Below are 12,166 nucleotides of genomic sequence, written 5' to 3'. Positions count from 1 at the left end.
TCTCAATTGATTCAAATATATCTCTAAAAATGAATTGGATGTCATATTTTAAATACTTTTGGATGAAACGATGAAATGCCATGTGACTTGGCGTTTCCTCCTGCATCAAGAACATGAAACGGATGTCCGTTCTACAGCTTTTTTCAATATCTCTTAGACTATAAATATGATTCATGAACGCAAACAGGATGACTTTGATCATCTTGAAGGGATTATATTCTTCACGCCCTCTGTGAGCAGGGTGATCAAGATATTTGTTCCAGTTGACTCCTTGCTAAATTATACCAAAAAATGCATCCTTTCTCTTTTGAGATCAGATGCATTTTTTATTTTTGGCTATTCCTTATTCGTTACAGCCTCTTTAATCATTTTGTTCTACTATAATGCTGTATTTTCTTTTGCTTTTATTGAAAGAAATTTTAATAAGTTATATTTTGTCTGATATAAGATTTCTTCCACTGGTTTATTTTTTATTGTGGCAATCTCTTTTGCCGTCCTTTTTAAGATCGAAAGATAAGCATCATTATTTAGTGATTGATGCATAGCCCATTCTGCTGCTTCAATTCCATCTGTTTCTATTAACAAACGATTTAATGGAACTAGTTCTACGACTTTCTTGACATTTTCGTCGATAAAAGGGAAAGGTCCGATACTGAAGTAACAATTTAGTGCACGATATTCCTCGATGTAATCGGGACAAGAATACCAATGCACATGATAGTGATTAGGATATTGTCGGATCAAATCTAATATTTCTTTTTCCATTCCTTTTGTGTGCAAGACAACTGGCTTATGATAATAGGAAGCAAAAGCAAGTTGTTTTATAAATATGTTTTTTTGTGATTGTAGATCAATAGTACACCAGACAGAATCCATACCTATTTCACCGATGATCGTGGTTTGTTGTAACCATGGTAACATTTCTTCCCATTTTACATCATTTGCATGCCATGGATGAATTCCACAAGACATTTCCATATTTGGATATCTTTGTATAAATTGTTTGGCGTTATTGCATTGTTGTGGGGTAGAACAACTAAGAATCGCGGTAATTGGATAAGTTGGCAAGATTGATTGCATGCGGTCATTCAAATGGACATGGGCATCACTATAAAGATCCATTTTCTTTAAGGTATTGATGAATCTGTGTGCGCAGTTCTGATTGGGCATACAGCCATTCTCTTGTACGTTCTTTTTCTTTTATTGCTATTTCTTTTTGTATAGTTGCCGGATGTCCATTTAAAATTAGTACGCGGTCAGATAAATAAATAGCTTCATCGATATCATGGGTCACTAAAACAGCCGTTTTGTGTAATTGATTCTTCATAGCAGACAACCAGTCTTGCATCTCATTACGTGTGATGACATCCAATGCCGCAAACGGTTCATCCAGCAATAAGATATCTGCATTGCTTAGTGCAGTTCGAAGAAATGCCGCTCTTTGCCGCATGCCTCCAGATAATTCATCGGGATATGCTTTTTCATATCCCTGCAAACCAAATTCAGGAAATAATTTCAATGCTTTTTCTCGAGCATGTTTTTTGTCCTTATGCAGAATACCATATAAACAGACATTATCCAATATCGTTTTCCATGGCAGTAATAGATCTTCTTGCGGCATATAAGCAAAATGCTCACCGGGATCTTGTATCTGTTTACCGTCTACTAAAATATTCCCCTCATCAGGTGCGAGAATACCTGTAAGGATATTTAATATCGTACTTTTTCCACAGCCGCTTGGGCCTAATATGCTGATAAATTCTTCTTTTTTCACTTGAATGGAAATCTGCGAAAGAATTTGTTTATCTGAAAAAGACTTTGCTATACCTTGAAGTTCTAATTTCATGATAGCCTCTGATTATTGGATAAACTCGTTTGTATACTGATCAGAAGCAGTGATCTTTTGATTGATCAATCCATTTTCATACATAAACTCAGTATATCCATCCCATACACTGTCTTTCATGACGCCCCAACTGTCTGCATCTTTTGCATATTCAGCAGAAAGATAAGCCTGGCTTTTCTTCAAAAAATCAATATCGTATTCTGGAATATACTTTTGCAATATTTCTGCAGATTCATCTGGGTGCTCAATTGCATATTCATATCCTTTTTTCACCGCATTCATAAATTTTTGAACAGTTTCCGGATCATTTTCGATCATATCAATATTTGTGATAATTACTGGTGTATAGTAATCCAGACGTTCATCCAGTGTATTTAAAGGAATGTAATTAAATTCCATGCCTTCCATTTCCGCTTTGGTAATGGCCCATCCTTTGAATTCCCAAAGAATATCTACACCGTTATTCAATTGTGATAAACCGCTGCCGTCAGCACCAACCATCGTCAGTTTGCTGAAGTCTGCATTTGCTTCTTTCATCACTGCTTTGATAACGGCTTCTTCGCTTAAAGACTGCCAGCCGGCATAGACTTTTCCCTCAAAATCTTTAGGAGAGGTGATTCCAGAATCTTTTAATGTGACAAATCCGGAAGTGTTATGCTGGATAACTGTTGCAATGGCTTTGATTGGCATAGGTTCTTCTGCTGTTAAAGCATAAGTAACATCTTCCTGATAACTTACGCCAAATTCCCCTTTTCCAGCCGCAACTAAGGCTGCAGAAGTATTATTGTCTCCTGGTTCGATGATGTTGACAGTTAATCCTTCATCTTCAAAATACCCCAGATCCTGTGCGACATAGATACCGGTATGATTGGTGTTTGGCACATAATCAAGTACTAATGTCACCTCTTTGTTTTCTGTAGGTTCACTACTGTTTCCGCATCCGCTCATTGTCAATAGACAAGCAACGGCAATCATTCCTGAAATCCATCTTTTCATTTTTTTGTTCCTCCTTATTTATTTGTCCCATGTGGACATAAGCGCTTTTTGGCTAAATCTACACAGGCATTGAATAACAAACTTAATAAAATCACAACAATTACACTAGCAAATACTTTATCCAGCATATAACCGTTCTTTACTCGCAACATATAGTAACCAAGTCCTGCTGAGGAGGAAATCCATTCTCCCACGATGGCACCTCCGATACAATACGTTGCGGCTACTTTTAATCCGGAAAATAAACTGGATAGAGCAGCGGGTATCTTTACCATCGTATAAATTTGAAAGGTCGAAGCCTGAAAGCTTTTTAACAGGTTGATTTGCTTTTGATTTACTTGTGCAAGCCCATCAGCAAAAGAAACGGTAATCGGGAAATAGCACATGAAGATAACGATCATGACTTTAGGTGCTATACCAAATCCTAGCCAAATGCTGAACAAAGGAGCTAATACCATGACTGGTACTGTTTGCGTGACGACCAAATGCGGATAAATGCTGTTTCGAAAAGTTCTGGAAAGATCCATGCCGATAGCTGTCAGTATGGCGAATATCAATGCGATCACAATCCCAATCACGGCTTCAGTAAGAGTAACTAGAGCGTGAGAAAATAATACATCGCGATTTTCAATCAAAGCTTCAATGATATCTGTTGGCGCTGGCAACAGATACAAAGGTATTCGAAAAAAACGCACACAAAATTCCCAAATCAGCAATACAATGATCGCTACCGCTACAGGCATCCATAGTTCTTTTCTTTTCATTCTATATCCCCCCCTTTAATTGAAAAAACCGCATCATATTTGTAATGACACGGTTTGCTAACAAATATGATTCCTACAACGGCATTATCCGACAGGTTCAATGGGTCGAAGCATCTATGCTTCCTCTCAGATCGTTCACGACCTCCCCGCTATGTTTTTATTGCAATGAGATTATACATTCAATTGAGTGTATCCGTCAATAATGAATTGTATCATTTACCAAAGGAAATAAATAGGTCTATGTTATAATAAAAATGAAATGTGGCTTATTTTTTGATAAAAATTATAAAAAGGATGAGTTGTATGCAAGAGAAAGAAATCATGCAATTACCTTTCTGGGATGCTTTAAAAGAAGAAGAAAAGACAGGTCTGCTGAAACAGGTATCGATGAGAAGCTATCAAAAAGGAGCATCATTGAATGCTTTTTATGATATATGTTTGGGTATGATCTATGTCTTGAAAGGATCGATTCGAGTTTATTTTACATCCATGCAAGGAAGAGAGATTACTTTATTTTATCTGCAGAAACAAGATTGCTGCATTTTATCTGCTTCCTGTGTCATTCGCGATTTACAGATGGATATTCAGTTAACAGCTGAAGCAGATACCCAGGTAGCAGCCATTCATGCGGGGTTCTTTCAATCTTTGATGGAAAAAAATATGCATGTTCGCTGCTTTGCTTATGAACTTTCGACAAAACGTTTATCCACTGTGGTACAGGTAATGGAACAAATTCTATTTGCTCGTTTTGATCAACGTTTAGCGAGCTGTTTATTAGATCACTATAAGCATACAAACAGGACAGTCATAAAGAAAACACAGGAAGAGATAGCAAGGGAAGTAAACTCGGCGAGAGAAGTCGTAACGAGGATGTTGAGATCTTTTGCCCAAAAAGGATGGATCGAGATCCATCGTGGCGAGATCGTTCTAAAAGATCTGACTGCATTGAAAAATATGGCAAAACCTTTCTGATTTTGTGACCAAGTTACAGAAAAATATCCGTGACTTTGATAAACTAAAGAAAAAGATAAAGATACAATAAAAATAAAAGGAGACAGATGATGGGACTTTTTGGATTGTTTAAAAGAAATGATATCAATGAGGGAGTAGAACAGTATAAAAATACAAATGCTGCTGTTTTATTAGATGTTCGTACAAGAGAAGAGTATAGTGAAGGACATATTGAAAAGAGCATCAACTTACCTCTTCAAGAAATAAAAAATGCACCAAAAGTGATAAAGAAAAAAGATACACCGCTGTTTGTGTATTGCCATAGCGGTGCAAGAAGCGCAAATGCGGTCAATCATTTAAAACATATGGGCTATACGAATGTGACTAATATAGGTGGTATCATTCATTATCAAGGCAATATCGTAACCGACTGATTAAACTAGATATAATAAGAAACCAGATCGACGAATAATACATCATGAGAGAAAAGGAGGGATTTATGATGCGGTATGTATGTTCGATTTGCGGCTATATTTATGATGAATCAAAAGAAAAAGAGTTATTCTCTCATTTACCAGATTCATGGCAATGTCCATTATGTGGAGCAAGCAAGGCTTTTTTTGAACCTGAAAAGACAGAGATGCCTGTTGTTGAGAAGACAATAAGAACGGAAATGAAGAATACATCGAATGACTTAACATCTGGACAACTGGCCTCATTATTTTCTAATTTAGCACGCGGTTTTGAGAAACAATATAAAGAAAAAGAAGCAAAATTAGCACTAGAAATCGCTGCTTATTTTACAAGGATCAAGCCGGTTCATTCCTCTGTATCAATTGAAGAATTATCAGTGATGCTGCAAAAGGATATTGCAGATTATCCAGCTGTCAGAGCAATAGCTGATGATCAAGATGATCGAGGGGCGGCAAGAGTTTGTGTTTGGGGAGAAAAAGTAACAAGAATGCTATCCTCTTTAGTTGACCAATATAGGCAACAAGGAGAAAGAATGACAGCTGATAAAAACATTTGGATCTGTTCAGTTTGCGGCTTTGTTTATGTAGGAGACCTTCCTCCAGCACTTTGCCCTGTGTGCAAAGTGCCAGAATGGAAGTTTGAAAAGATAGATAGGAGGGCATGATATGAACAAGGATGGAAATCGAATTGCAGTTCGCAATATTCGATTATGTACGAAAGATTGCTTGTGCCTCTATGTTTGCCCGGTTGGCGCGACCGATACAGAAGACAGTATCATTGATTTAGAAAAATGTATCGGATGTGGTATTTGTGCAGAGGCTTGTCCAAGCAAAGCAATCAGCATGGTACCTAAAGAGTATCCGCCTCAACAAGAGAAAACAGATCTGGTAAAAGCTGCTTTAAATCAAATGGCACAAAGCAAAGCAGATGGGGAACAGCTAGCTGGTCAACTAGCAGAAGAAACAACACAAGAGGGATTTTATCGATTGATGAAGGCTGTAGAAAGATCGCAACGTTTGGTTGGTGAAGACCTGATGCGGGAAGCCGGCTATATGCTTCCACAGAGTGAAGCAGTTCGTCAACTTTTAGAGGATCTTCTTGCAGACCCGCCGACAGAAGGTTTTCCAAAAGATACAGTGCAGGAACTTTTGCATCTTGCATTTCCCAAACATGCTGATCAAAAAGCAAAGAAATGGGTATGCACCATTTGCGGCTATATTCATGAAGGAGAAGAAGCACCTGAACAGTGTCCAATCTGTCATCAACCAAAAGAAATGTTTCGATTAATGGAGGATTAGTTATTTAAAAAGATGTTTTCGTTAGGAAGACATCTTTTTTAGGATAAAGAGATCTGATGAGGAATATCATGGAAGGGTCCATATGCAATAGCAAATGACAAGAAGAAAAGGTACTAGAGTATTGTTGAGTGCATGAATCAGCATACCTTATTTTTATGAAAAAAGTAAGATATATTTCTTTGAACCTTAAAAGGATCATAAAAAACTTTCTTTACGGATTTGTTCCATAAAGAGAGCAGTGACTGCAGTAATATAATTAAATATTGTAGAATCGTTTTTTTCGTTTTGTATCTTGATTCCAAGTACCAATGACTTCATTCACCGTAGAAACAGTAATAAAAGCTTGTACTTGTGAATGATGCAGCCAAGCAACCAGTTGTTTGTATTCATTTACACTTAATATAGAGACCAATTCAATATGTTGACTGTTATTATAACCGCCAACAGCTTGATACAATGTGACCCCGCGCTTTAATTCATTCATGATGTAAGATTGTATTTTTTCATGGTCTTGTGAAAGAATGCAGATTCTTTTTTTACGGTGAAAACCGTCAATAAAATAATCTACAGCGATTCCATTCGCATAAGTGCCTAATAGAGATACAATAAGGATATTGATATCATAAACGAATATAGAGCTCATTGCGGTTACGATTCCGGCCAGCATCACAGCTTTCCCGATATCCATATGAGTATATTTATTTAAGATTTTTGCGACGACATCTAATCCGCCACTGGATGCATTGACATTGAACAATAAGGCCTGTCCAAAACCGATTAATAAAATGTAAGATACTAAATCGTATACATTATTTTCTGTTAAAGAATGTGAAAGAGGCATCCATGTTTCAAAAATCCATAAAAATAATGGAAGCAGCATGGAGGTATATACGGTTTTGGCACCAAATTCTTTTCCTAAAAACAGAAAACCGACAATTAATAAAAAAGAGTTTAATAGAAATGTTATGATCGACACAGATAAAGGGAAGATTTCGGCAAGAACAATGGACAGACCGGATATACTTCCTACAACGATACCACTGGGCATCATAAAGAAATAAACGGCAGAAGCAACCAGCAGCATGGCAAGGGTGATGATAGAAAATTCTTTGATCATGGATTTTTTATACATAGATTCATCCTTCCTAAAATTCACGACAATGATATTCTATCGAACCATAACAGAAATGCAAGAGAATTCTGAATAAAAACAAAGCAGGAAAAATATTCTTGTTGGAATCAGCTGTACATGTTAAAATAAAAACAAATATAGTAGTTTGTTTTTATTTTTAGGAGGCAGTGGAATGCCAAAAGTAGCATATTCAGAAGAGGAAAAAAGAAATGTTCGAAAAAAACTGATTGAAACAGGGTTGGCTCTTATGGCAACACAAGGCATTCAGCATACAACGGTAGAGCAAATTTATAAAGAAGTGGGTATTTCTAAAACTTTCTTCTATTCGTTTTTTCCTACAAAAGAAGATTTGGTTGTTGAAACTCTGTATTTACAACAACCATTGATCATTGATTACGCACGATCATTGATGAAAGATCCGAAATTATCGTGGCGTGAAGGTGTTGAACAGTTTTTATATTCGTGTTGTCATGGGGAAAAAAAGGGAATCGCGGTCTTAACAGTAGAGGAACAACAGTTGATTTTTCGAAGATTATCAAAAGAAAGTTATCAACAATTCCGTAAACGGCAGATGTTACTGTTTAAAAATATTTTAGAATCTTTTTCTATTCAGGCGGATCAGGAAAAAATCAATTTATTTATCAATCTAAGCTTGTCAGTGATGGTCATATGCCGTGCAATTCCAGAAACATTGCCTTTGATGGTGCCGGAGGCTGCAGAAGAAACGATCGCCTTTCAGATTTCTGCTATTGCGGATTGTTTAGAAAAAATGAAGAGTAACTAGCGATCTCTTCTTTTATGCAAAATAAGAACAAATTATATAAAAAGTTTTTATTTTAAAAAATAAAAACGATACGGTCAGTAAAAAGGAGGAAAAAGGATGGGAATCTTTAAAAAATTATGGAAAGGACCGGAAATTGACAGGGAGAAAAGTGATGCTAATGCTAAAAAGATGCGTTTATTATTTGATGGATCCGTAGAAAATGGCAAGTCTTATCAAATTATTTTTGGTTATACGGAAGACGTATCACGTTTTAATTATGGTTTTGTACATGGCAGCAAAACGAAGATAGGAAATTTGATCGTTGGATGGAATGAAGAGGATAAGATGATCGTTGTATTGCCTACTGTACCTGATTTATCTAGTTGCGGGGAACCGAGCTATTACCCTAGAGAAACGATTTTAAAAGCGTATCAAGGTAAATATCCGACAGATGCGTTTATTATCTACCCGGATAGAAAGAATTATATTGCAGTCCATGCATATGATTGGCTGGAGGATGAATCTTTATATGTATATGTCTCACAAGAGGAAGAATTAGCTGCATTCACTCGCTTTTTCCTGCAAAGTTATTTAAAGAAATAAAAAGAGGATAATTTAAGGTGGAATATAGAGGGATGTTTTATTTGACAGCAAATCTTAATTTTTATAGATGGATTCGCAATGATGAATAAACTCTTTTAGAATAGGGTGGTCGTTATCTGTATGATAAAACAGCCCAAACGGTAATGTCTGTGTATAATCTGAAACTGGAATATAACATAAATCGGGATCACGCAGCGGTTCCATATCAAAATACAATGTATAACCAAGTTGCGCTTTTACTAATGTAAGAGCGCTTTCTACGTTAGGGGCAAAATATTGTTGATTTGCAGGAGTATTGCTTAATACTTGGCTTTGTATCGAAAAGATTTTATTTGGGATATGATGCGGATTGCAAGCAATAAAATTTCCCTGCAGCTGTTTTTTGGTTAGAAATTCATATTTTGAAAATGGATGCTGCGGTGCGCAGATACAGGTGATCCTTGTATTGCGCAATGATTTGAAGCATATGGATCCTAATGATTTTTCTTCTCCAAGAAAGCCAAATGTAACATGTATTTTTTTATTATCGATCATATTGGAAGCAGCAAGCGGAGGAAAAAAGTGAATAGATGGATGCAGATGTGGATAGATCTGGCATAGGTGATGCAATATGGGAGGCAACAGTTTTAATTCTGTGCTGTTATGACAGCCAATATCGAAGGAAGTATAGTTTGTATGCTGGTTTAACCGTTCTTTTGCATCAAAGGCTGTTTTGAGGATATAACGGGCATCCGATAAAAATAAGATACCTTCTTCTGTCAACTCGACTGTCTTGCTGGTTCGTTTAAACAATCTGACATTTAATTCATTTTCTAAAGAACGAATCTGATGGCTGACAGCAGCTTGTGAGATATTCAGATCTTGTGCAGCATGGGAAAAATTCAAATGTTCTGCCACACTGATAAAACATTCTAATTGCACTGTATTCATTTTATGCTCCTTATCATTGATATAATTTAATATCTATAAAATATTTTTATAGATTATAACATCTTTGTATTTCACATACAAGAAAAGTAGCGCTACAATTTGAAACAGTTAGAAGTTAACATACAAACTGTTCGCATGAAAATGGTAGGAATGTTGAGGTGAACTTGATGGATATTGAAATTTGTGAAGAAGAACTTCTTTCATTGATGAAAAAAATAAATATACATTTAGAAATGCAGCTGGAACATTGTTTAAGAGAAGAAAATGTCAGTGGTGTTCAAGTCTACTTGATGGTATATATCTTGCGCCATCATCCAAATGGAACATACATCACTGAATTATGTCATGAAGTAGGTGTATCAAAAACCACTATGTCTTTATTAGTAAAAAAATTAAGGGAAAAGGGATATTTGATTTTTCAAGAAAATACAAGTGATGATCGAAAAAAACGAATATTGCCGACAACTAAGATGCAAAAAGCAGCTTCTACATTTTTAAAACGAGCAAATCAAATGGAATAGGAAATCTGCAAAGCATTAAATGCGGAAGAACGGCATCAATTACAGCAGATTGAAAAAAAGATCTTGTATCAGTGTGAGCAGATGGAGATCCAAAGAAAAAGACAGGAGGTCATAGATTATGAGAACCGTTTTGACACAATTAAAACAGTATAAAAAAGCATCTTTCTTAACAATGGGGTTTACCACTCTGGAAGTGATCATGGAAGTATTGTTGCCTTTTGTAACAGCAATGATCATTGATGAAGGATTGCAGAAGGCAGTTCTATCAACAATTATACAGTTAGGGATATTAATGGTCATCATGGCCGCAATCAGTTTATTGTCTGGTGCAATGGCTGGAAAATATTCGGCGAATGCATCTTCTGGATTTGCATGTAATCTAAGAGAAAGCATGTATACATGCATTCAAGAGTATTCTTTTTCAAATATCGATAAGTTTAGCACAGCAGGTCTAGTCACAAGGATGACCACAGATGTAACAAATATTCAAAATGCGTATCAAATGATCATCCGTGTTGCAGTACGTGCTCCATTGATGTTGATATTCAGTATGATCATGTGTATTTTGATCAATCGTCAGCTGAGTTTGATATTCTTCTTGGCTTTATGCTTTTTGGCAATCGTTTTATTGTGCATCATGCGGAAAGCCTCCAAGTTATTTCGAGAAGTATTTGACCGTTATGATGACCTGAATGCCAGTGTGCAGGAAAATGTAACAGCGATCCGTGTCGTAAAGGCCTATGTTCGAGAAAATTTTGAGAATACAAAGTTTCAGAAAGCTGCTAAGCACCTATATAATTTATTTGTGAAAGCAGAGAGTTTATTGGCGTTCAATAATCCGGTCATGATGCTGGCCGTATATGCTTGTATTACTTTTGTTTCTTGGTTTGGTGCTCAGTTTATTGTAGCGGGCAGTATGACAACAGGTGAAATTACTTCATTATTCAGCTATATCATGTCTATTATGATGTCATTGATGATGCTTTCTATGATTTTTGTCATGATCACGATGAGTGCTGCAAGCGTACAAAGGATTTCGGAGGTTTTAAAAGAACAGCCTGACTTATGTGATCCAAAGGAACCTGTACAACAAATCAAAGATGGAAGCATTGATTTTGATCATGTCAGCTTTGCGTATAAGCAGGGCAGTGGGGAAGATACGCTGGAAGATATTGATCTGCATATCCGCTCTGGAGAGACCATCGGCATCATTGGCGGAACCGGCTGTGGAAAATCAAGTCTGGTGAATTTGATCAGTCGTCTATATGATGTTACAAAAGGCTGTGTTCGTGTAGGCGGCTTAGATGTACGGCAATATGATATGGAAGTCCTGCGAAATGAAGTAGCCGTTGTTTTACAGAAAAATGTATTGTTTTCGGGAACAATTTTAGATAATTTGCGATGGGGCAATGAAGATGCGACAGAAGAAGAATGTATTCGTGCCTGTGAGGCAGCCTGTGCAGATGAATTTATTGAACAGATGCCTAACAAATATGAGACATGGATCGAACGTGGCGGAACCAATGTATCCGGCGGGCAGAAACAGCGTCTTTGTTTTGCCAGGGCGTTATTGAAGAAACCAAAGATCTTGATCTTAGATGATTCTACAAGTGCGGTGGATACTGCTACAGATGCAAAAATACGTCAGGCTTTCCAGACGTATATTCCAGGTACGACAAAGATCATTATTGCACAACGTGTGTCAAGCGTAGAGGATGCAGATCGCATCATTGTCATGGACAATGGCAAGATCAACGGTGTAGGCACCCACGAAGAATTGATCCAAAATAATGAAATTTATCGTGATATTTATGAATCACAGCTGCAAGGCGGCGGTGATTTAGACCAAAACGGACAATAGAAAGGGGCAGCGTATATGAAAAATAAT

The 12,166-nt window shown here is 36.7% G+C and carries 15 protein-coding genes; 8 read left to right on the top strand and 7 right to left on the bottom strand.

Annotation, left to right across the window (positions count from 1 at the left end):
• The 5 genes from BQ9859_RS01870 to BQ9859_RS01850 form a co-directional block, all read right to left on the bottom strand.
• A partial coding sequence (locus BQ9859_RS01870; protein ID WP_235846369.1) for a transposase occupies positions 1–202 on the bottom strand: 202 nt, incomplete at its 3' end.
• Between the two features lie 176 nt (positions 203–378).
• On the bottom strand, positions 379–1,170 hold the full coding sequence (locus tag BQ9859_RS01865; RefSeq protein ID WP_083662603.1) for a TatD family hydrolase: 792 nt from the start codon (positions 1,168–1,170) through the stop codon (positions 379–381).
• Positions 1,109–1,846, bottom strand: a complete 738-nt coding sequence (locus tag BQ9859_RS01860) for an ABC transporter ATP-binding protein (protein ID WP_075876547.1) — start codon at positions 1,844–1,846, stop codon at positions 1,109–1,111. Before BQ9859_RS01860 ends, BQ9859_RS01865 begins: the two co-directional genes overlap by 62 nt.
• A gap of 12 nt (positions 1,847–1,858) precedes the next feature.
• Entirely contained in the window at positions 1,859–2,842 is a 984-nt protein-coding gene (locus BQ9859_RS01855; protein WP_075876546.1) for an ABC transporter substrate-binding protein, read from the bottom strand.
• A 14-nt stretch (positions 2,843–2,856) separates the two neighbouring features.
• Positions 2,857–3,606, bottom strand: a complete 750-nt coding sequence (locus BQ9859_RS01850) for an ABC transporter permease (protein WP_075876544.1) — start codon at positions 3,604–3,606, stop codon at positions 2,857–2,859.
• Positions 3,607–3,909: 303 nt separating this feature from the next.
• Between BQ9859_RS01850 and BQ9859_RS01845 the strand changes: the two genes are divergently transcribed.
• From BQ9859_RS01845 to BQ9859_RS01830, 4 genes are all read left to right on the top strand, one after another.
• Complete coding sequence (locus BQ9859_RS01845) at positions 3,910–4,578, top strand: Crp/Fnr family transcriptional regulator (RefSeq protein ID WP_075876542.1); 669 nt, start codon at positions 3,910–3,912, stop codon at positions 4,576–4,578.
• 89 nt (positions 4,579–4,667) lie between these two features.
• Positions 4,668–4,991 carry a rhodanese-like domain-containing protein gene (locus BQ9859_RS01840; RefSeq protein ID WP_075876540.1) on the top strand — a complete coding sequence of 108 codons (324 nt, stop codon included), beginning with the start codon at positions 4,668–4,670 and terminating at the stop codon, positions 4,989–4,991.
• 68 nt (positions 4,992–5,059) lie between these two features.
• A complete protein-coding gene (locus BQ9859_RS01835; protein ID WP_075876568.1) occupies positions 5,060–5,695 on the top strand; it encodes a rubredoxin-like domain-containing protein in 636 nt (211 codons plus the stop codon).
• A gap of 1 nt (position 5,696) precedes the next feature.
• Positions 5,697–6,329 (top strand): rubredoxin-like domain-containing protein, encoded by a 633-nt coding sequence (locus tag BQ9859_RS01830; RefSeq protein ID WP_075876538.1) that lies wholly within the window; start codon positions 5,697–5,699, stop codon positions 6,327–6,329.
• Positions 6,330–6,585: 256 nt separating this feature from the next.
• Here BQ9859_RS01830 and BQ9859_RS01825 read toward each other — a convergent pair whose 3' ends face one another.
• Complete coding sequence (locus tag BQ9859_RS01825; protein ID WP_075876536.1) at positions 6,586–7,461, bottom strand: YitT family protein; 876 nt, start codon at positions 7,459–7,461, stop codon at positions 6,586–6,588.
• A gap of 172 nt (positions 7,462–7,633) precedes the next feature.
• Here BQ9859_RS01825 and BQ9859_RS01820 point away from each other — a divergent pair, with 172 nt between their 5' ends.
• Positions 7,634–8,245, top strand: a complete 612-nt coding sequence (locus BQ9859_RS01820) for a TetR/AcrR family transcriptional regulator (protein WP_075876534.1) — start codon at positions 7,634–7,636, stop codon at positions 8,243–8,245.
• A gap of 96 nt (positions 8,246–8,341) precedes the next feature.
• Positions 8,342–8,827: a hypothetical protein gene (locus BQ9859_RS01815; RefSeq protein WP_075876532.1), complete on the top strand. Its 486-nt coding sequence runs from the start codon at positions 8,342–8,344 to the stop codon at positions 8,825–8,827.
• A gap of 54 nt (positions 8,828–8,881) precedes the next feature.
• Here BQ9859_RS01815 and BQ9859_RS01810 read toward each other — a convergent pair whose 3' ends face one another.
• A complete protein-coding gene (locus BQ9859_RS01810; RefSeq protein WP_075876530.1) occupies positions 8,882–9,757 on the bottom strand; it encodes a LysR family transcriptional regulator in 876 nt (291 codons plus the stop codon).
• Positions 9,758–9,924: 167 nt separating this feature from the next.
• Between BQ9859_RS01810 and BQ9859_RS01805 the strand changes: the two genes are divergently transcribed.
• The gene (locus tag BQ9859_RS01805; RefSeq protein WP_075876528.1) at positions 9,925–10,278 is read left to right on the top strand and encodes a MarR family winged helix-turn-helix transcriptional regulator; all 354 of its coding nucleotides are present in this window, start codon (positions 9,925–9,927) and stop codon (positions 10,276–10,278) included.
• 115 nt (positions 10,279–10,393) lie between these two features.
• The gene (locus BQ9859_RS01800) at positions 10,394–12,139 is read left to right on the top strand and encodes an ABC transporter ATP-binding protein (protein ID WP_202613433.1); all 1,746 of its coding nucleotides are present in this window, start codon (positions 10,394–10,396) and stop codon (positions 12,137–12,139) included.
• Positions 12,140–12,166: the final 27 nt, after the last annotated feature.

Source organism: Merdibacter massiliensis, from assembly GCF_900155395.1.
GTDB lineage: Bacteria > Bacillota_I > Bacilli_A > Erysipelotrichales > Erysipelotrichaceae > Merdibacter > Merdibacter massiliensis.
The sequence above is the reverse complement of the archived record's forward strand: the minus strand, read 5'-3'. Positions and strand labels throughout refer to the sequence as shown.

What these genes read in the sequence shown, in the direction of transcription:
- BQ9859_RS01810 (WP_075876530.1), bottom strand. Translation starts at nt 9,757, where the DNA reads ATGAATACAGTGCAATTAGAATGTTTTATCAGTGTGGCAGAACATTTG.
- BQ9859_RS01815 (WP_075876532.1), top strand. Translation starts at nt 8,342, where the DNA reads ATGGGAATCTTTAAAAAATTATGGAAAGGACCGGAAATTGACAGGGAG.
- BQ9859_RS01820 (WP_075876534.1), top strand. Translation starts at nt 7,634, where the DNA reads ATGCCAAAAGTAGCATATTCAGAAGAGGAAAAAAGAAATGTTCGAAAA.
- BQ9859_RS01855 (WP_075876546.1), bottom strand. Translation starts at nt 2,842, where the DNA reads ATGAAAAGATGGATTTCAGGAATGATTGCCGTTGCTTGTCTATTGACA.
- BQ9859_RS01860 (WP_075876547.1), bottom strand. Translation starts at nt 1,846, where the DNA reads ATGAAATTAGAACTTCAAGGTATAGCAAAGTCTTTTTCAGATAAACAA.
- BQ9859_RS01835 (WP_075876568.1), top strand. Translation starts at nt 5,060, where the DNA reads ATGCGGTATGTATGTTCGATTTGCGGCTATATTTATGATGAATCAAAA.
- BQ9859_RS01850 (WP_075876544.1), bottom strand. Translation starts at nt 3,606, where the DNA reads ATGAAAAGAAAAGAACTATGGATGCCTGTAGCGGTAGCGATCATTGTA.
- BQ9859_RS01805 (WP_075876528.1), top strand. Translation starts at nt 9,925, where the DNA reads ATGGATATTGAAATTTGTGAAGAAGAACTTCTTTCATTGATGAAAAAA.
- BQ9859_RS01830 (WP_075876538.1), top strand. Translation starts at nt 5,697, where the DNA reads ATGAACAAGGATGGAAATCGAATTGCAGTTCGCAATATTCGATTATGT.
- BQ9859_RS01840 (WP_075876540.1), top strand. Translation starts at nt 4,668, where the DNA reads ATGGGACTTTTTGGATTGTTTAAAAGAAATGATATCAATGAGGGAGTA.
- BQ9859_RS01825 (WP_075876536.1), bottom strand. Translation starts at nt 7,461, where the DNA reads ATGTATAAAAAATCCATGATCAAAGAATTTTCTATCATCACCCTTGCC.
- BQ9859_RS01845 (WP_075876542.1), top strand. Translation starts at nt 3,910, where the DNA reads ATGCAAGAGAAAGAAATCATGCAATTACCTTTCTGGGATGCTTTAAAA.
- BQ9859_RS01865 (WP_083662603.1), bottom strand. Translation starts at nt 1,170, where the DNA reads ATGCCCAATCAGAACTGCGCACACAGATTCATCAATACCTTAAAGAAA.